The 19,012-nt window shown below is 64.9% G+C and carries 11 protein-coding genes and 3 pseudogenes; 7 read left to right on the top strand and 7 right to left on the bottom strand.

Annotated elements, in window-relative coordinates; all coding sequences use genetic code 11:
• The first annotated feature begins 81 nt into the window (after positions 1-81).
• Both AC5Y4F_RS15450 and AC5Y4F_RS15445 read left to right on the top strand, forming a co-directional pair.
• Positions 82-858, top strand: coding sequence for an SDR family oxidoreductase (locus AC5Y4F_RS15450; RefSeq protein ID WP_067938225.1), 777 nt, complete (start codon positions 82-84; stop codon positions 856-858).
• Between the two features lie 260 nt (positions 859-1,118).
• A complete protein-coding gene (locus AC5Y4F_RS15445; protein ID WP_067938261.1) occupies positions 1,119-1,658 on the top strand; it encodes a hypothetical protein in 540 nt (179 codons plus the stop codon).
• Between the two features lie 180 nt (positions 1,659-1,838).
• Here AC5Y4F_RS15445 and AC5Y4F_RS15440 read toward each other — a convergent pair whose 3' ends face one another.
• Complete coding sequence (locus AC5Y4F_RS15440; RefSeq protein WP_067938224.1) at positions 1,839-2,657, bottom strand: L,D-transpeptidase; 819 nt, start codon at positions 2,655-2,657, stop codon at positions 1,839-1,841.
• 301 nt (positions 2,658-2,958) lie between these two features.
• On the opposite strand from AC5Y4F_RS15440, the pseudogene AC5Y4F_RS15435 reads away from it, so the two are divergent.
• The 3 genes and pseudogenes from AC5Y4F_RS15435 to AC5Y4F_RS15425 all read left to right on the top strand — a co-directional run.
• Positions 2,959-3,882: pseudogene (locus AC5Y4F_RS15435) on the top strand (FHA domain-containing protein); the annotation flags it as partial.
• 18 nt (positions 3,883-3,900) lie between these two features.
• A pseudogene (locus AC5Y4F_RS15430) lies at positions 3,901-4,419 on the top strand (ATP-binding cassette domain-containing protein); the annotation flags it as partial.
• A gap of 42 nt (positions 4,420-4,461) precedes the next feature.
• Complete coding sequence (locus AC5Y4F_RS15425) at positions 4,462-5,583, top strand: ABC transporter permease (protein WP_499997585.1); 1,122 nt, start codon at positions 4,462-4,464, stop codon at positions 5,581-5,583.
• Between the two features lie 18 nt (positions 5,584-5,601).
• Here AC5Y4F_RS15425 and AC5Y4F_RS15420 read toward each other — a convergent pair whose 3' ends face one another.
• From AC5Y4F_RS15420 to AC5Y4F_RS15405, 4 genes and pseudogenes are all read right to left on the bottom strand, one after another.
• On the bottom strand, positions 5,602-8,805 hold the full coding sequence (locus AC5Y4F_RS15420) for a Kelch repeat-containing protein (RefSeq protein ID WP_499997529.1): 3,204 nt from the start codon (positions 8,803-8,805) through the stop codon (positions 5,602-5,604).
• Between the two features lie 248 nt (positions 8,806-9,053).
• Positions 9,054-9,151 (bottom strand): annotated as a pseudogene (locus AC5Y4F_RS15415) (WhiB family transcriptional regulator); the annotation flags it as partial.
• A gap of 104 nt (positions 9,152-9,255) precedes the next feature.
• Complete coding sequence (locus AC5Y4F_RS15410) at positions 9,256-10,080, bottom strand: ANTAR domain-containing protein (protein WP_499997528.1); 825 nt, start codon at positions 10,078-10,080, stop codon at positions 9,256-9,258.
• Positions 10,081-10,793: 713 nt separating this feature from the next.
• Complete coding sequence (locus AC5Y4F_RS15405) at positions 10,794-12,137, bottom strand: lipase family protein (protein ID WP_067938216.1); 1,344 nt, start codon at positions 12,135-12,137, stop codon at positions 10,794-10,796.
• 161 nt (positions 12,138-12,298) lie between these two features.
• Between AC5Y4F_RS15405 and AC5Y4F_RS15400 the strand changes: the two genes are divergently transcribed.
• Both AC5Y4F_RS15400 and mtnA read left to right on the top strand, forming a co-directional pair.
• A complete protein-coding gene (locus AC5Y4F_RS15400) occupies positions 12,299-12,958 on the top strand; it encodes a cutinase family protein (RefSeq protein WP_067938214.1) in 660 nt (219 codons plus the stop codon).
• 126 nt (positions 12,959-13,084) lie between these two features.
• Positions 13,085-14,065 (top strand): S-methyl-5-thioribose-1-phosphate isomerase, encoded by a 981-nt coding sequence (mtnA, locus tag AC5Y4F_RS15395; protein ID WP_499997527.1) that lies wholly within the window; start codon positions 13,085-13,087, stop codon positions 14,063-14,065.
• Between the two features lie 89 nt (positions 14,066-14,154).
• On the opposite strand, the gene AC5Y4F_RS15390 is transcribed toward mtnA, so the two are convergent.
• Together AC5Y4F_RS15390 and AC5Y4F_RS15385 are read right to left on the bottom strand one after the other, a co-directional pair.
• Positions 14,155-15,393 carry a glycosyltransferase gene (locus AC5Y4F_RS15390; RefSeq protein ID WP_499997526.1) on the bottom strand — a complete coding sequence of 413 codons (1,239 nt, stop codon included), beginning with the start codon at positions 15,391-15,393 and terminating at the stop codon, positions 14,155-14,157.
• A 16-nt stretch (positions 15,394-15,409) separates the two neighbouring features.
• Positions 15,410-18,565, bottom strand: a complete 3,156-nt coding sequence (locus AC5Y4F_RS15385) for an adenylate/guanylate cyclase domain-containing protein (RefSeq protein ID WP_067938209.1) — start codon at positions 18,563-18,565, stop codon at positions 15,410-15,412.
• Positions 18,566-19,012 lie beyond the last annotated feature (447 nt).

Raw genomic sequence — 19,012 nt, 5'->3', positions numbered from 1 at the left:
AACCTTGATCCTCGCGTTTCGTGGCGTTTCGCCGCCGCCAGTAATGTTTGGCTCGATTTGCCGAGCTGAGAGGAGGGCGCCGTGGAGCTGGGTCTTGGCGGCAGGGTGGCGGTGGTGACGGGGGCCAGCAAAGGCATCGGGTTGGCGGTGACCCGGCGTTTCGTGCAGGAGGGTGTCCGGGTGATCGCCGGATCGCGCAGCGTCAGCGCCGACCTGGCCGAACTGGTCGATGCGGGAGCCGTCGAGGCCGTCGCCGTCGACCTCGCCGAGCCTGGCGGCCCCGCGCAGTTGGTCGCTGCGGCGGGGGAGCGGGTGGACATCCTGGTCAATAACGTCGGCTTCGCGGCGCCGCGACTGGACGGATTTCTCGCGATCACCGACGAGATGTGGCAGCAGACCCTCGACCTGAATTTCATGGCCGCCGTGCGGGCGATCCGCGCCGCGATTCCCGCGATGATGTCCCACGGCAAGGGAGTGATCGTCAACGTCGGATCGGTCAACGCGCGGCTGCCGCTGCCGATGGTCGTGGATTACAGCGCGGCGAAAGCGGCTTTCAACAACCTCGCAAAGGGGCTGTCCAAAGAGTTCGGGCCGCACAACATCCGCGTCAACACCGTTGACCCCGGGCCGGTCGCCACCGACTTCTGGCTGGGCAGCGACGGGGTTGCGGCCAAATTGGGTGGCGCCGATAAGTCTCCCGAGCAGGTGACCGAGGAATTCGCGTCGGGAACGGTCAGCGGCCGATTCACCAGGCCCGACGAGGTCGCCGATCTGGTCGTCATGCTGGCCAGCGATCGGTGTGCCAACATGATGGGCGCCGGAGTCACAGTCGACGGCGGTATGGTCCCCACCCTGTGATCGGTTGTGCCGATATTTGGGCGAAAATCATTCAGTAAGCCTAGGGCGCAAGCGCATTCGCACAGGTCGATCGGTGTCTGCGGAGTGTGTTTCGATTCGTGACACCGTTGTGACGTCACCATTTGGAAACGGCGCGGTGCGGCGTGGTGCGTGTCGCGCGTCTGCTGCCGACAATTGGCGCGGTCGCGAAAGTGACCTCGGTACGGCTAGGCGGGCCTGCTGCACCACTGCGGAAATTGCTGGGCGTGATTGAAGGAGAGTTGACGCTGATGGCGATCGTCGATCGGTTCAACATCAAAGTAGTTGCCGGCGTTGGGTTGTGCGGAGCTGCTATCGCGTTGAGCCCCGACTCGGCGGCCGCCCCGCTGATCACGGGTGGCAACGCGTGCATCGAGGGGCAGGCGGGCGAGGCGGCGCCGGCCGCCGGTGGTCCGGTCGCAGCGGCTGGACCGGTGGCTGCGGGTGCGCCGGCTGCCGGGGGCATGTGTGCGGCGCCCATGATTGACATGTCCGGCGTGCCGATGGCAGTGCCAGGCCCGGTGCCGATCGGTGCTCCGGTGCCGATCGTGCCGCCGCTACCCCTTGCGCCACCGATCCCGGTAGTGCCGCCGGTGCCGGTGGTGCCGGCCGGTGCGCCGCTGATTGCGCTCGGTGGGCCGGCGGCCGCCGGTGCTCCCCTGGATGCGGCCGCCCCGATCATTGACATGTCCGGTGTGAAGGACGCGCCGACCGGTGCGGCACCCGCCGGCGGACCGGTGCCTGGTCAGCCGGTTCCTGCCGGTCCCTCGGGCGCGAGCTGAGGCCAATTCGCTTTCGGATTGAACGCGCCGGGCCCGCTGGTTTCCTACCAGCGGGCCCGTTCGGTTGCGTAATCAACATACGCCCACCGTCCGGGGTGTCAGCGGGCCTGCACGACTGAAACGTCGTGCAGGTCAGCATGATTAAGCACCGCACCTGGCTTGGGCCTGGGGCAGAGCTTCCTAATTGTAAGAAGAGTCCTGGACGATCACCGGGTCGCCGACGTTGACGTGGTCGTAGTACCACTCGGCGTCATCCGGACTCAGGCTGATGCAGCCGTGGCTGATGTTCTCGAGGCCCAGCGAGGAAACGGCCCACGGAGCTGAATGCACGAACAGGCCGCGGTTGGTAATGCGAACGGCGTAATTCACCGTGAGTAGGTAACCGTTGGGATCATCGACGGGAATGCCGACGCTGCTCGAATCCATGGTCACCGCAGGCTCTTTGGACAAGACGGTGTACGTGCCGACAGGGGTGGGATATTCCGGCCTGCCCATCGAGGCGGGCATCACGCCTTGCTCGCCGAAGTGCGGGCGGTGGTGCGGCGCCGGCAGTGAGGTCGGCGGTCCCGCCTCGATCCCGTCGATGCTCACGGTGAAGGTGTGGTCGGAGATGTTGGCGACGCCGACCACGGCTGGGCCCGTTTTGATCTCGGTGGACACGCCGCCCACGGTCAGCGCAATCGTGCTGTGTGCCGGCCAGTATCTGTCCGGAACCCACTGGACGACATCGTTGCCGAGCCAGTCGAACTTGCCGGTCATCGCGGGCGTTGATTTGACGTCAATGTAATGCTCGGCGACCTGCCGATTGGTCACGGGGGCGGTGAATCTCACCGTCACGGGGTGTGCCACGCCGACCACCTCGTCGCGCGCCGGCAGCACCGACGCGATCGCGAGCGCGTGCGCCTGGTTCGACGCCGCGAGGCTTACGTCGGCCGGGGTCACGACAACGCTCGCAGCGGCTCCGATCACCGCAAGGACACACCGAACACCCGTCCGCATGGCTCCAGTTCCTTTTGAATGGCCTAGTTGTCATAGGGATGATAAATGTGCGTTGATCTGCGAAAGTAAAAGGGCGCGTTGATGTTTGGCCACGCAATGGTCACGTTTTGACCAAGGGTGTTCAGTCCGGCGGACGGCAGTGAATCGGGATCGTGTCGTGACCCTTACGTGTCTGGCGACGCCCGCGATTTCGGAGCCTCGTGCACGACGGCGACGAACGCGATAGCAAATACCGTCGTGGACAGCGGACCAATATGGCGAAACCCTGGCGCGGGCCGATGCCGGGTCGAATACTGAGTGGATGAGTAGGCCTGTACCGCCCGTGCTGACGGTTCAATCGGACTGGTCACGGCGCAGTTTTGCCGCCGGTAACGATGTCGTCGTGGGAAGCGACCTGCGTGCCGACATGCGCGTGGCCCATCCGCAGATCGCCCGCGCACATCTGCTGTTGCGTTTCGATCACGGCAAATGGATGGCGATCGACAACGGGTCCCCGACGGGGATGTTCGTCAATGGCAACCGGGTTTCGGTCGTCGACATCCGTGACGGCCAGAGCCTCAACGTCGGAAGTCCCGACGGGCCACGATTGAGCTTCGTGCTCGAAAGCCACGACAGGACGGTGGGCCAGCTGCCGCCAACGGTCGAGGGGATGCAGGCCCTCGCACGCCCCGGCGCCCCGAGGCCGCCTCGTCCGGAGCACCCACAGCAGCCCGGAGGCGCGTCGCCCCGAATAGCACGACCCCAACCCGCCCCGCTCCGTTACGCCCGGTCCGGCCCGCCGCCACCGGCCTCGCAACAGGCCAGCGGCCCGCGGCGCGCCGTCGGCTATCCGAGCCAATCGCTGCCGCCGCGCGGACCCCAACCGGCACCGGCACCCGAACGACCCGCTCAGCCGGCGGCAAAAGGCCAGCCGCTGACCGAGATCGGAGCGGAAGCACTCGAAGCCGCGCAGTTCGACAGCACCAACCTGCGGCGTGCTGTGCAGCGGTCTCGATCGACGCTCGCTGCACCCCCAACGGGCGCAATAGTGATCGGTCGTGCCGAAGACAGCGACGTCGTCATCTCGGATGTCTTGGCCTCGCGCCACCACGCCTATCTGGTCTCGAGCCCGACCGGCATGGAGATCCACGACGCGCATAGCATCAACGGCACTTTCGTCAACGGCACCCGAATCTTGTCGGCGCCGCTGACCGAGGGCGACGTGGTCACGATCGGCAACGTCGACCTGGTGTTCAACGGTGAGATGTTGCTGCGCCGCGCCCAAGCCGCCACCCGCACCGGCGGGTTGGAGGTGCGCGAGGTCGACTTCGAAGTCGACAACAAACGCCTGATCCAGAAGGTGTCACTGACGGCCAGACCCGGCACGTTGACCGCGCTCATCGGTGGGTCCGGCGCCGGAAAGAGCACATTGTCGCGCCTGATCGCCGGCGCCACCTGTCCCACTTCCGGCTCAATCACCTTCGAGGGCCACGACATTCACGCCAGTTTCGCGTCGCTGCGCAGCAGGATCGGGATGGTGCCGCAAGACGACGTCGTGCACCGCCAGCTGACGGTGACCCAGGCGCTGAATTATGCCGCCGAGTTACGGCTGCCGCCCGACACCAGCAAACAGGACCGCGCGCAGGTCGTCGCGCAGGTTATCGAGGAACTCGGGTTGACCAAGCACGCCGACACCCGGGTCGACAAGCTATCCGGTGGGCAGCGCAAGCGAGCTTCGGTGGCGCTCGAACTGCTCACCGGACCGTCGCTGCTGATCCTCGACGAGCCGACTTCTGGCCTGGATCCGGCGCTGGACCTACAGGTCATGACCATGCTGCGGCAGCTGGCCGACGCCGGCCGCGTAGTGCTGGTGGTGACGCACTCGCTGAGCTACCTCGACCTCTGCGACCAGGTGTTGCTGATGGCGCCCGGCGGCAAGACGGCGTATTGCGGCCCGCCCGACGAAATCGAAGCGACCATGGGAACCACCAACTGGGCCAAGATCTTTGGCATGGTGGGCGCGGACCCCGACGCAGCCAACCGTCGCTTCCTGGCCCAACTCAAACCACCCCCGGCCGGAGCCGAGGCGGAGAAGCCGGCAGATCTGGGTGCCCCGGCGCGCTCCAGCACGCGTCGTCAGTTCGCCACGATCGCGCGGCGCCAGATTCGGTTGATCTTCGCCGACCGTGCCTATTTCATATTTCTGGCGCTGTTGCCGTTTGTGATGGGCGCGCTCGCGCTCACCGTTCCGGGATCGACGGGATTCCGCGTCGCCGACCCAAACGGTGACGGCTCCGATGAGCCCGGCTCGGTGCTGATGTTGCTCACCATGGCCGCCGTCTTCATGGGTACCGCGCTGACGATCCGCGACCTCATCGGCGAGCGCCCCATCTTCCGTCGGGAACAAGCGGTCGGCCTGTCCACCAAGGCCTATCTGCTCGCGAAGATTGCCGTGTTCTCCGTGTTCGCTGTGGTTCAGTCGGCGATCGCGACGACCATCACGATTTTGGGCAAAGGGGCACCGACGCGGCCGGCCCTGCTCCTCGGCAGCGCAACCCTCGAGCTGTACGTCGCCACCGCCGCGATGTGCGTCACCGCGGCGATGATCGGCTTGGTGCTGTCTTCCCTCGCCCGCTCCAACGAGCAGATCATGCCGCTGTTGGTCGTTTCCCTCATGTTGCAGTTGGTGCTGTGCGGCGGGATGATCCCGGTTACCGACCGGCTGGGTCTAGACCAGTTGTCGTGGGCCGTGCCCTCGCGCTGGGGATTCGCGGCGCAGGCCTCGACGGTTGACTTGTGGACGATCGAGCCCGGACCGCTCGCCCCGAAAGACAGCCACTTCAAACACACGGCGCAAGCCTGGCTGTTCGACGTGGGCATGCTTGGGGTGTTGACGGTCGTGTACGCGGGGATCGTCGGTTGGCGCAGCCGGCTCAAGCGGCATTGACCTACGGAGGCCGCACGGCTAGATGAAGTCGAGCGCCTCGACCGTGGCGACAGGGCCTTCGTGGGTAGGCCGGTTGGCGCCACCGATGCAGTAGACGGTGTTGCCCACCGTCGCGACCACCTCGGCGTGGCGCGGGGTGGGCATCGGACGCAACGTGCTCCACGTTCCGTCAGCGATGTCGTACATCTCGGCCACTCCCACCACCTGCGTCGGTTCCTCACCGCCGACCGCCAGGATCCGGCCATCGATGAATGTGGCGCCGTAGCTGCCACGAGGTGTCGGCATGTCGACCAGTTTGGTCCAAGTCCCGGCCTGCGGGTCGTATCGTTCGAACGCCGCGGAGTTCTTGTCGGCCGACAGGAATCTCCCACCGACCGCGTAGATGTAAGTGCCGTCGGACACTGCAGCCAGGTGTTCGCGCGGGGTCGGCATGTTGGCCGCGTCGTGCCACGAGTTGCCGTCGAAGACCTCGGTTTGCGGGACGAGCTGCTTGGCGTTCTGCCCGCCGACGACTACGAGTTTGTCACCCGCCACTGCGGCTGCCAGCGCCGCGCGGGCGTGGGTGAGGTTGGGCAACTCGGCCCACTTGCCGTCGCGCAGCGCGAACGCCTTGGCGGACGCCTGGGCTAGGTCGTTGCTGGTGCCGCCGAGCACCACCACCTGGCCGCGATAGGTTGCCGCCGCGGCGTGATGCAGTGGGATGGGCAATGGAGGTTGCGGTTGCCAGATGCCGGTGCGCGGGTCATAGCTCTCGACCGTCTGCAGCGCGACTCCGTCGCGCAAGCCACCCACGATCCAGATCTTGTCGTCGAGCACGGTCCACGCCGTCATCAATCTCGCCGTCGGCGCGTCGGGCAGGGAACGCCATTGCGCGGCCGGTTGCATTCGGCGCGGCGGTAGTTGCAGCGTCTCCGCCGAGGAGGTCGCCTGGCCGTCACCGACGTCACTCGACCCGCCGATCGAGTACACGGCTTGCCCCACCGCTGCGACCGCCATGCCGTGCCGCGCTGTCGCCATGTCCGGCAAGCCGCCCCACGTATTCGTCGTCAGATCGAGCACCGACACGCTCTTGAGGACTTGGCCCGCCGACTGGCCCCCGACCGCGACCAGGCGCCGGTCGGCTATTGCGACACCGAGGTCTCCACGCGGTTGGGGAAGATCGGGCAATCGCGTCCAGCTTTTCGCGCCAGGATCATAGGCCTCGACCGTCGCCAGGTCGGTGGTCCCGTTGGTGCCGCCCACCGCGTACACCAGCTTCCCGTCCGAAGCTGCGGCGAGCATCTGCCGGGGAGTCGGGATCGGAGTGCCCAGGGTCCAGGAATTGCCGTCGAATATCTCGACTGTGTTCAGCAGCGCGCCATTCGAGTCGACGCCGCCAGCGACGATGATGCGTCCGTCCACCACTGCGGCCGCCGCTGCCGCCCTGGGCTGCAACATATGGGGGAGTTCCACCCAATGGCTGTTGACTACCCGCCAAACCTGGTCGCTGGCAACCTTTTGCGGACCCGCGGCCCGCCAGCCCCCGAGCACGATCGGGTTGCCCTGCCACGTCACCGCCATCGCGTGTTGAACCGGAACCGGTAGATCGTCGCCGCTTTTCCAGCTGTCGATGACCGGGTCGTAGCCTTCGTGGTTCGCCACGAGCGCGTGGTTGCTGCCCATCCCGCCGAAGATCCAGATGGTGCCGTCGGCTTGCGTGGTCGCCGCCGCTTGGCGCGCGATGCGGGCATTGGTGATCGGCTGCCATTTCACCGGTTGGCCACCCGGTTGATTCGCAACCGCGCCATGATGCTTGTTGCCGTGCGTAAGCAGCACGTAGACACCGATACCCAGCACCAGCACCGCCACCACGATTCCCACGGCGATCAGTGGCGCCGTCGCGCGATTGCGCCTCTTGCCCGACGAGCCCATCCACGCCACTGCCCCGGCGGCCAGCCCGCGACGCGCGACCGCGGGTGGGTCCGGAGACGTGTACGGGGCGATCGCCTCGGTCATACTAGTGGGCTCGGCAATCGCTTGGGTCGGCTCAGATGTGTTTGGTGTGGCCGGAGTTGGTCCGCGGGTGTCGACGAATGGAGCGCGCCGACCGGAGTGTGGTGCACCGGTGGGCCGTGCCGGCGGCGCTGTATTTTTGCGATCGCCGAGCGGATTGATCAGCGAGGTGGCGCTTTCGGAGTCGGCACTGCGTGGGCCGGGTTTGGCGATCCTTGGCGGTCTTTGGGTCGGCGCGCCCGCTTTACCGCCGGGTCCGGTCGGCGACAGGGCCCGCGTTTTCGGCAGACCCGCTGCGGCGCCTATCGCGCGGCCCGAACCCGCACTGGCGGCAGTGATGGCCATCGCATCGGGCTTGAGGCCGTTACGGCGCTGACTCTCCTGCAGCCCGCGACCAAAATCCGCCGCTGACGCCGGGCGTTCGTCCAAGTCCAGCGCCATCGCCATTTCGATCGCGGAGCACACCGTGTCCGGGATTCCGTTCTGCCGCAAGTCCGGGATTGGCGTGCTATTGATCCGCGTGTAGTGGGCTAGCAGGTCTTCATTGCCGCGACGCTCGTATGCCGCGTTGCCGGCGATGAGCGCATAGATCGTGGCGCCGAGCGAGTAAACGTCGCTTGCGACCGTCGCGGGCTCGCCTGCCATCACCTCGGGTGCCAGGTAATCGATTGTGCCGGAGAAGAATCCAGCCGCCGTCTCGTAGCCGCCGGGGACGTGTGCGGTTCCGAAATCGGTCAATTGCGGTTCGCCGTAGTCATTGACGAGAACGTTCGCCGGCTTGATATCACGGTGCAAGGTGCCGCTTAAGTGCGCGGTTTCCAGAGCTCCGCACAATTTCACGCCGATCCGCACGGCTTCCGGCCAGGCGATGGGCCCCTCTCGCTGCACCCGTAGACCCAGCGAACCCGCGGGGCAGTACGACATCACGATGTAGGGGCGGCCGCCGGGGGTGACGCCGACCCGCAGGATATTGACGATGTTCGGATGCCCGGAGACCGCGCCCATCGCGTAGCCCTCGCGGAGAAAACGTTCCCGGCCGACGTCATCGCTGAATGGCGGTAGCACCTTGACCGCAACGTTTCGTCCCAGTGCCGTCTCGCGACAGCAATACACCACTCCGGCGGCGCCTCGGTCGATCTGGCGCGCGTTGTCGAACCCGGCAGCGGCTAACTCCGCCACAACCTCGCTCCGTCCCGACGCCGGGGCGTGAGCCTTGGGTCTTTCAGCCATTATCTGGCCTCGACTTCCCGGGGATTTACGAACCGGGTCAAGCGTAGCGAATATCCGCTCGTCGTCCGTACAGTTCCGGCACGATCATCGAAAGGACAAGCGAAGCTACGATTTGTCCCGCTGGTGTCCTCCCAAACGCAGGGACGGTCGTCGCCCCGACCGCACGGGAGCCGGCGCACAGCTCGCGCACGTCGCCCACCGACGCATGCTCGAACATGCGGGTAGGGCGGCGGTGGCCGCGAAACGATTACGGAGCGGGCATTGCGCTTGTCGAAGGGCGCGACCACGACACGGCCTCGGGATGTTCCTTGAGCAGAGCCCCGCGCTGACGCTCGGTCATCCGGCCGTGGCGGATGCGCGGCTTGACCAACGCCGCGAACTCGCCGACGCCTCGTCCGGGGTGCGGTTGCATTTGGCCGGAACCCAGGTAGACCGCGAATCCCGTGTCCCTCAATCAAAGATGTCTGGCTGCGCCGCCACAACCTTCGCAATCTCGGTGAGCTTCACATTGAGCTTTTGCGAAGAAGCTCGCAGGATGTCGAACGCTTCATGAGCCGAGATATTTCGCCTTCCCATGAGGATGCCCTTCGCCTGGCCGATAACGTCGCGGCTATCTATCGCCTGATGCAGTTGTGCCTCACGCAGGGTTGCGGAGGTCACCGCTTCCGTGGTGGCCAGGCCCAGGGAAGCGTGGGTCGCTAGCAGCAAGATCGCGTCTTTGTCGACGGCTTCGAGCCCGTCGGCAGAATTTGAGTACAGGTTCAACGCTCCGGATAGCCGTGGCGGAACGGGCGTCGGAAGCAGTGAGAGCGAAAGAACAGCTTCTACACCCAGTTTGCGTGCAGCTTGTGTGAAACCGGGCCAAGGCGAATCGGCGTGACCGTCCACAGGCCACGCCGCGAAGCCCGGACCGGGGTTAAGAGCTGCCGTTACACATGGACCTTCGCAGAGCTCGTACTGACACTCGTCGAGTAACTGAGCCACCGAATGCGTAGCGATAGGCGTGTGAAACCTCCCGTCGGGACTGCGGAGTGTCATGCTCACGACGTCGGCCTGAGGAGCGAACCTGACCGTGGCATCAACAACCTGTTCGAGCACATCCTGAACGGTGGGCGCATCGAGCAACGCAGCGGTCAGCGCCGCGAACTGACGACCCAGAGGACCCAACGGGAACCCGTGATCGCGTGTGGGGCACACCCCTTGTCGCGTGGCCTTATCTGCGTCGGCAACGAATCGCTGCCGGTCGCGAAACCAATTGTCGTCAATCAAAGTCATCCGGCTCGTTCTACTTCCTGCGATGAAAGCCCGCGAGGCATCGCCTCAGACCTCTCGCTGACGGAGCGGTGGCTAACGAAACGCCGCTGCTGGCGGATAAGACGCCGCTGCTGCTATACGACGGTAGAACACAAACGTCTCGTTCACGGTCCCACTACGTGCAGTCTTCGCCATGTGGCCGTAGGCAGAGCCTACTCCTCCAAATGTCGCTGGGCCGAATATTGCGACAACGGAAACGAAAGCGGCCCAAACGGTGGCGGTTTGCGCCTACTGTCACTTTGCTGGCGATCAATCCCGCGTCATCGACTTCACTGCTCGAAGATTCCCGGGACCGGCAATTGCGTCGACAACGCGCGTAGTCGTCACATGCTTTGGGTCGTCGAGAGGCCCACTCGCACGTGTAACGCGTGTCCATGTTCCAGAGTCATCAGCTGTCAAATGTATTGCGGACGAAGACATCTCGAGAATGAGCGCCACGCGGAGTCGACGACCCCTTTGCGGATTTCGCCGACGGATTTGGCGTCCCGCGTGTGATGCTGCTCTTCGTGAACGAAAAGGCCGCAACCCCTGGCTATTGCGGATGGTCGCGCGGTGGGATCGGCGTACCCTTTCATGAAGCGGTCGCCGAGGGCGCTTCATTCCTGGGCGCGCCAACGGTTTATCCGTTCCTGAGGCGTCCTCGGTGCCGGGGTAAGCGGCTTGTTGCCTAAGGATTAACGGGCATCCGTCGTCGACAGCGGTTGGCGTTCGACTGAGCGTCCGAGGACGACCTTCGCCGTGATGAGGCCCAGCTTGGCCATTCCCAGGTATGTCGAGGGGTTGAACAACGTCGGCCACACTGTGCGAGTTTTGTGTTCGCCGACCGGCCGGTCGGTAAAACGATCGCGCAGCCATCTCAGCGTCATGGGCGCCGACAGTGGATGCAACAGCAGATGACCACAGAACCGATCGCGGTGATAGGTGACCGCTGCGCCCATGCGCTCGTACTCGGCCACCAGTGCATCGATGTCGTCGACGCTGATGATTTCGTCGTGCACCGCCTGGATGACCAGCACGGGAGGCTTGGGCCTGGACTTGCCGAGCTTGGTCTCGTCGAAAATGTGACGCACCTCGGGTAGATCCCACAATTCCTCGGCCGTCATGTCGACGTAGGACCCGATGTCGACGTTGCGGAGCTGCCAAACTGCCTGGGCCGTCGTCATCGTCTGCAACTTGTCGAGCAACGCCTTGCCTTCGTCAGTCGCGTGCTCATCGACGACCCGTTGCGCGCCCGGGAAGACTTGCGTCAATGCGGAGATCATCAGCCCGGCAAGACCGGCAAAGAAGCTGCGATTGAGGCGGTGCGCCACACTGCCCGGATCGCCGACGGGCGAACCGAGAACGGCGCCAACAAAATTGAGTTCCGGTGCATACCGCTCACATAGTTCGGCCGCCCACGCCGACGCCAGTCCTCCCCCCGAATACCCCCACACACCCACCGGGGCAGACGGTGACAAATCCAAGCGTTCGCACCGCATCGCGGCCCGCAGCCCATCCAAAATCCGGTAGCCGGGCTCGACCGGAGCACCCCACATGCCATGACAACCTTCGTGGTCGGGTACGCAAACCGCCCAGCCTTCGGCCAGCGCGGCTGTCACCAACAAGTACTCGGCTTGGACGAACGCACCGATCGGTCGCGCGCCGCGACGCATGGCATACGAGGGAAAACAGCGCGACGCCACCGCGTCGATGGCGCATTGATAGGACAGGACCGGGTAATCGACGCCTGACTCGCGCTGGGCCGGGACGAACACGGTCGTCACGGCGACCTCCGGTTCTTCGTGCAGATTCGTGGTGCGGTACAGCAACTGAGTGGCTTTGACTCGCTGGTTGATCAGACCGAGAAATCCGATCTCCACATCACGGGAGCGCAGCACCGTGCCCGGTTCGGCGTGCTCGTAGCCGTTTGGCGCTCGGTAGAACGGATCATCGTCGGGTGTAATCGGATGATCACCGCGCCGGAGCTCGTCGTGCGGAATGTTCGCGACTTGCACTGACGTGGCGGAATCGTTATTCATTGGTACGGCGCCCCCTCGGTGTGGCAAACGGGGGCGCGCCCACGCCGCCCCGGTTGTGCAAATGCATTACCCGCGGTACCGGGTTCCGAAACGGACCGACCTTTTACCACCGTAAATCCGGATTAGTCAACGCATTGTCAGTAAATCCGTAATATCGCGTCATGAGGCCTCTCGCGATAACACCAGGCGAGCACCGTTCCTTGAGCCTCGCGGGCGCCGCCCTGCTCGCCGGCGCATTGGTGGTTGGCCCGGCGGCGACGCCCTCTCCGGTAGCGGTGTTAATTCCGGCCGCATCGGCGGCATGCCCCGATGTCGAAGTGGTTTTCGCTCGCGGTCGCGAGGAGCCGCCGGGAGTGGGCGCAGTCGGGGACGCATTCGTCAATTCACTGCGCGCCAAGACGCGTATGTCGGTTGGCGTCTATGGGGTTAACTACCCTGCCAACATAACCACCGTCAGTGGTGCGAACGACATGAGTGCCCATGTCCAATCGATGGCGGGAAGTTGCCCCAACACCCGGATTGTTCTCGGCGGCTATTCGCTGGGTGCCGAGGTGGCTGATCTCGTGACGGGGGGTCGTGCGGCATTCGGGTTCACCAACCCACTGCCGCCGGGTATGGATCAGCACATCGCGGCGGTCGCGTTGTTCGGTAATGGCACCCGGCGGCTCGCCCCCGCCTTCGCCGGTAAGACGATCGATCAGTGCGCAGCCGGCGATCCCATCTGCGGGGGCGGCAGGAATTGGCCGTCGCATCTGCAGCCCTCATACATCGACTCGGGACTGGTGGATCAGGCCGCCGGTTTCGTCGCCGGCAAGCTGTAGGCGCCGGGGGACATCCCGCGCAATGAAGAAGCTGTTGGTCACGAGCGGCCTGTGTTCAGTCGACCGAGCGAGTGCCGCGGATGGGTATGACCACTGCGTGCGCTAACCGAGGGTTAGGGTCGGCTCGTGCGCCGGACCATCGATTGGGATGGCGACGCGGTCACGATCATTGACCAGACCGCGCTGCCCACCGAATATCGCGTTGTCAGCTTGCGCACCGTCGACGAGCTGATCGACGCGATCCGCCGCCTGGCCGTGCGCGGCGCCCCGGCGCTCGGGGCGGCGGGGGCGCTCGGCGTTGTGCTGGCGGCCCGCGAGGGAGGCGACCTCCAGGCTGCGGCCGAACGAGTCGCGAAGGCACGACCGACCGCTGTCAACCTCAGTTGGGGAGTCGCGCGCGCTCTCGAGAAAGTCGATGAGGGCGCCGAAGCCGTGCTTGCCGAAGCACTCGCAATCCTCGACGAGGACGAACGCCTCAACCGCGCCGCATCCGCCCACGCCGCAGAGATCGTCCTTGCACTATGCGACCGCCGCCCGCTGCGACTGCTCAGCCACTGCAACGCCGGTCACCTCGCCACCGTGGCCTGGGGCAGTGCCCTTGGAGTCGTCTGGCACCTTCACGAGCGAGGACTGGTCGAGTCGGTGCTGGTCGATGAGACACGTCCACTGCTGCAGGGCTCCCGGCTCACGGCATGGGAGCTGGCGCAGGCGGGCGTGCCCTACCGGGTGCAGCCCGACGGCGCCGCGGCGACGGCGATGGCGCGCGGGCTCGTCGACTGTGTACTCGTCGGCGCCGACCGGATCGCGGCTAACGGCGACGTCGCCAACAAGATCGGTACCTACGGCCTGGCCATCGCGGCGCATCATCACAGCGTGCCGCTCGTCGTGGTCGCGCCTTCGTCCACGATCGACAAGTCGCTCGCCACCGGCGCCGAGATCGCCATCGAGGAACGCGCCCCCGACGAACTCCGGACATTCGCCGGCACCGCGATCACCCCGCCGGACGCGGACGTTTTCAACCCGGCCTTCGACGTGACCCCGGTTGAGCTGATCACCGCCGTCGTCACCGAGCACGGCCGCTACCGGCCGCAGGATGTCCAGCGTTAACGGTGGATGTGCCGAACAACATGCAAACCCGTGCATTCGGCGGGTAGCCATCGGCGAGGCTCGGAGTGTGCCACTTCGTGACCCGCGATTCAGGCTGTGTTGATGCCGAGCACCCGCTGCTCGAAGATGTCAGCGCCGCGGGCTACCCCGCCCGTGGCCAAGAAACCCTCCGCTACCCGTTTCGCACCGTCGGTCATCGCCATCGCCTTTCGCACCTGCGCTCGTAGTCGCGGCGGCGAAAGCTTCTTGGCCGGCAGGCGGGTCCCGCATCGGGCTACCTCGACACGTCGCGCGACCTCGAACTGGTCACGCCCGTAGGGCACGGCACACACCGGTACGCCATGGGCAAGCGCCTTTTGGGTCGCGCCCATGCCACCGTGCGTCACCGCGCACACGGCACGCTCAAGGAGCGCACCGTGCGGGACGAACTGGCACACCGTCGCATTGGGCGACGTTTCAATTCCGTCTGATTGCCCCGCCGGCATGGTCGCGACCACGTGCACCGGCTCATCGGCCAACGCGGTCAACGCGGTTTGAACAAGGTCGCGGTCGTTTTGTTTCTCCGAGGATGTGGTGACGAGCACGATCGGCCGGTCGACCGCGGCCAGCCAATCGGGGTCCGCGTTTGGACCGGGCTCAAGCACGCAGGGTCCGATCATTTGCACCGCATCGCCCCAGTCCGTTTGTGGGTATTGGAACGGCTTGCCGCTGGCGACCAGTAACAGGGATGACCGGCGCAAGAACTCGTCGATTGACGCGACCGGCCGTGCTTTGACCGTCGCGCGAATTCTGTTGATCGGCGGCAGCATTACCCCTTCGACTCGGCCCACCACAGCTGTCCGCACGGCTGCATCGCGCATTCGGCCGACCGCGCCGGACATCGGCTTGAGGCCCAGCCCGAACGGTGGCACTCCCGCCGATCGCAACGGCGGGGTGTACGGGGAGAAACACGCCCATGGGATGGAACCCGCGTCGGCTGCGGACTGAGCACCCCAGCAGTTCACATCGACAAGTAATGCGTCAGGGCGTGCATGGGCCACCGTCTCGGCCAGGTCGGCGACTTCGTGCGTGGCGCGGTGGCCGAAAACTTCGACCGATAGTTTCAGCGACGCAACAGGATTGGTGGCCTTCCAGTCGTCGAGCTCGACCTGCTCGATACGCGGGTCGATCGCCTCGGTGGTGAATCCGAGTCGTTGGCCGATCTCGATACCGGTGGAAAGCGTGCGCAGATGAACGGTGTGGCCGCGGCGGTGCAGCTCGGATAACAGTGCGCTCATCGGCAATAGGTGACCAAGCGCAGGTGAGGTGTAAGCAAGTATTGTCGCCATCTTCTTTCGCTGTCACTCAGGCTATTTGGTTGACCATTTGGCGCGCCTCATCCAGCCGTCCACGGGCGTCGAGCTTCTCACACAGCTCAAGGTACCGGGCTGCGAGCTCGGCAAATCCCTCCGAGTCGCCCTCCGTCTTCGCCACCAGCGCCTTCGATTTCAGCCACCACAGATCCAGTGCCGGAATGCCGGGCCGACGTTCCTGCCATTGATCGACGATTCGGTGCGCCTGGGCGAGGTCGTCGGCAGATCCCCGTTCGATGAGTAGGCCGACCAGTGCCTCACCGGCGCAACCGACGAAGACGCGCGAGCCGCCAGCCATGTGTGACGCGAACGTGGCATGAAGTTCATCGATCGCTTCGTCAATTCGCCCCTGGCCGGCAGCGTCGATCGCCAGGTCGGCAGTGACGGCCGGAAGCGTGATGGTCAGGCTGTTGTGCTGGCGAATGTTCTTGTGGGCCTTACGAAGCACGTCGATCGCCTCGCTGCGCGCCGCATCGTCCCCGCGCAGTAGCACTTTGCCGCAGGCAAATTCGGCGAGGATGATTCCGCTCATAGCGCCAAACGATTCAGCCCGCAGCAACCCCTCGCGCACGTGGTCGAGCGTCTCATGAGCCTCATCCACACCGAGCGCCGTCGTCACAACGAGGTAGATCAGAATCGACGAGTAGCGGATCGATTGGCGCGCGTGGGCGAACTGAAGTTGCTCTCGCAGACGCTGTCTGCCCTGCTCGTAATTGCCGGCGCACGTCTCGATGACGGCAAGAAGAGTGTTCGCCGAAATAAGTTCGTCTTCAGGTGCATCTGGAGCTAGTGCGCGTATCACATCGACAACCTTGAGCGCGGCATCGAATTCGCAATTTGCGAACCGGACAAAACCCAGCGCATTGAGGATAATGCTTCTGGTCTCGGCATCGCAGTCAATGCGGCTGACCACATCGTCGAGCTCCGATGCCAGGGCGGCGGCCTCGGGAACGCGGTTGTCGTTGACGGCGAAAGAAAAGATGAGTCCGGCTGTCCCAAGCGCTAGGGACGTCAGATCACCCGTTTGCGTTGTCAGGTCACGAAACTCGCGGTAGCGCTGGTCGATGTCTGCACCACTGCCTACGAAGACCGTCGTCGAGATCAGCATCGTCCGTGGCGCGATTCGCAGCGCCATGGCTTCGTCGTGATCGTCGGGCAATCCGTCTGCGATGCGTCGCGCGATCTCCCACTGTGCACGTGCAGCGAGGAGATCACGAGGCCGCAGCCATTGCGCCGCGCGCAGGTACCAGCGGCAGGATTGGGCGAGTTGCCCGGCCGCTGCGAGATGTGTGGCGATCAGGGCTGCGTTCTCGTCGGCGGCGCTGGGGTCGCGTGCCTCAATCGCGGCGGCCACCTTGCGATGCGTTTGCTCGCGGCTTGCGCTTAACTGCGATTCGTAAGCCACCGCGCGGATCAGCGGATGCCGGAAGGCGTACTCGGCGCTCGGGGTGAACCGCACCTGATCGATGAGCTCCGCGCTGAGCAGTTCATCGACCACCACATCGACACCCAGCGTGGCCAGCAGCTCCGCCTCAAAGCGAGCGCCGATCACCGACGCCGCGTTCAACGTCTTCTTGGCTGCGGTGTCGAGCCGGTCGATGCGCGCCTCGATGGCCGCTTGCACCGTTGCTGGCACGCTCACCTCAGCTACATCCGTCCGGCAGACATACTTCCCGTGCTGACCAGTCAGCACCCCGCGCTGGATCAAGTCGCGCACCATCTCCTCGGCGAAAAATGGGTTGCCTGCGGCCCGCTCGGTGATGGCGGCCGCCAGGTCGCCGACCGAAGGATGTGAACCCAGCAGCTCACCGATCAGTGCTGCGATGTCCGAATGGATCAGTGGGGCAAGCGCTATCGTCTGGGCGCCGAGCACCCGCGTCAATGCTCCCTCATATTCGGTGCGAGCGGTGATCAGCACTGTCGACTTGGTCTGCGGGATAACCGTAAAAAAGTCGGCGAGCATCGACTCGCTAACCGCATCGACCCAGTGCGCATCCTCGACGATGTAGACCACGGGCTCGGTCCGGGCCAGCGACACAGCGTTGATTAGCGCGGTCAACCGACGCCGTCGCGCGTCCGGGTCGATCTGGGGTAGCGGCACGTCGGGGTCGGCGATGCCGAGCAGATCATCAAGCAACAGCAGATCTCGCGGATCGGCACGCGTAGCTTGTTCGCGGACTCGGGCCCGGGCGGCTCCGCCCTCAAGCTCAGTAATGCCGAAGCTCGCCCGCAGCAGGCGTGCCACCACCTGAAAAGGTATATCGCGGGCATGGGATTCGCAGAATGTCCAAAACACGTCGACCCCACGAGCGGTTGCCAGAGCGGCGGTGTCACGGGCCGTCCGGCTCTTGCCAATGCCCGGCGGCCCCACCACATTCACCACACCGCCTCGACCACTCACCGCCCGGTCGACAATGGCCTCCACAGCGCACATCTCCCAACGCCGACCGACCAAGCGGGACTCGGTGCCGCCGGCCACGCCATGACGCGGCTGAATCGCCAGCAGCCGGCGCGCTGGAACCGGGTCGGCCCTGCCCTTGATCGACACCAGTTCGGTGTCTGCGAGCACCGCAGCTTGCTCGACCAAACGACCGGTGGCCTCGCTGAGCATCACTCCACCCGGCAGGGCAACCGACTCCATCCGCTGCGCTAACCCCACCTGCTCCCCGATCGCGGCGTAACCCGATACGCCCGAACCGATTTCGCCGGCAACCACTCGGCCTGAATTCAGACCCACCCGCAACCGCAGATCTACGCCGTCACGGCGTCGCACCTCAACCGCCAAACGGTTCGTCTCCTCTTGGATGGCCAGCGCCGCCAGGCACGCCCGGATCGCATGGTCCTCCATTGCGACCGGTGCCCCGAATAATGCCATCAGGCCATCACCGGTGAATTTTGCCATTGCGCCGCCGTACCGGCGCACCACTGCTGCGCCACGACCGACAAGCTCGGCCATGATCTCGCGCAACCGCTCGGCACCTACCGCCGCGGCGATATCCATCGAGTGCACCACATCGGCGAACAAGACGGTGACCTGTTTGTACTCGGCCGGTGTGGCGGCGACGGCCGCGCCGCACTCGTTGCAGAATTTCGAGTTCGGCGGCAGCTCAGCGCTGCACGACCTACACACGAGGGCTGCCGCCGTCATGTCAAGCGACCAGCCTATGGTTCTTCACGGCACTATCCTGTCATCGCTGATCTGACATGTGTCGTATATGGAACCATTCAATCTGGTCCGACGCGATCACGCTCGGAACCAGACGATCAGCCATCCCGAGTCAACGCTTGTGATGACTGCGGAGTCGGCTGCAATCGGCGATTCGAGTCCCAATGTTGGAACCGCACATGTTGTAGGCGACGGACTGAGCCGGTTGCGGTGACTCCGACACCGGAGCCGAACAGTTCGAACAATCGCAGAGTGGAGCCGATGACGGGAATCGAACCCGCGTATTCAGCTTGGCGCGTGTCGTCAATCGCAGTACGCGAGGGTTTTTCAAGATGTTGCGAGGCAACACATTCGGGTTTATCTAGTACGGCGAGATACAGGTAAGTTCATGCAAATTTGGGCGCGTTTATGCGGGGAAAGTGCGGAGCG

Source organism: Mycobacterium sp. NGS56 (genome assembly GCF_059812425.1).
The sequence above is the reverse complement of the archived record's forward strand: the minus strand, read 5'-3'. Positions and strand labels throughout refer to the sequence as shown.

Excerpts from the sequence above, each read along its gene's own strand:
- AC5Y4F_RS15385 (WP_067938209.1), bottom strand. The coding sequence starts at position 18,565 with ATGACGGCGGCAGCCCTCGTGTGTAGGTCGTGCAGCGCTGAGCTGCCG.
- AC5Y4F_RS15410 (WP_499997528.1), bottom strand. The coding sequence starts at position 10,080 with ATGACTTTGATTGACGACAATTGGTTTCGCGACCGGCAGCGATTCGTT.
- AC5Y4F_RS15390 (WP_499997526.1), bottom strand. The coding sequence starts at position 15,393 with ATGGCGACAATACTTGCTTACACCTCACCTGCGCTTGGTCACCTATTG.
- AC5Y4F_RS15405 (WP_067938216.1), bottom strand. The coding sequence starts at position 12,137 with ATGAATAACGATTCCGCCACGTCAGTGCAAGTCGCGAACATTCCGCAC.
- AC5Y4F_RS15425 (WP_499997585.1), top strand. The coding sequence starts at position 4,462 with ATGACCATGCTGCGGCAGCTGGCCGACGCCGGCCGCGTAGTGCTGGTG.
- AC5Y4F_RS15400 (WP_067938214.1), top strand. The coding sequence starts at position 12,299 with ATGAGGCCTCTCGCGATAACACCAGGCGAGCACCGTTCCTTGAGCCTC.
- AC5Y4F_RS15420 (WP_499997529.1), bottom strand. The coding sequence starts at position 8,805 with ATGGCTGAAAGACCCAAGGCTCACGCCCCGGCGTCGGGACGGAGCGAG.
- AC5Y4F_RS15440 (WP_067938224.1), bottom strand. The coding sequence starts at position 2,657 with ATGCGGACGGGTGTTCGGTGTGTCCTTGCGGTGATCGGAGCCGCTGCG.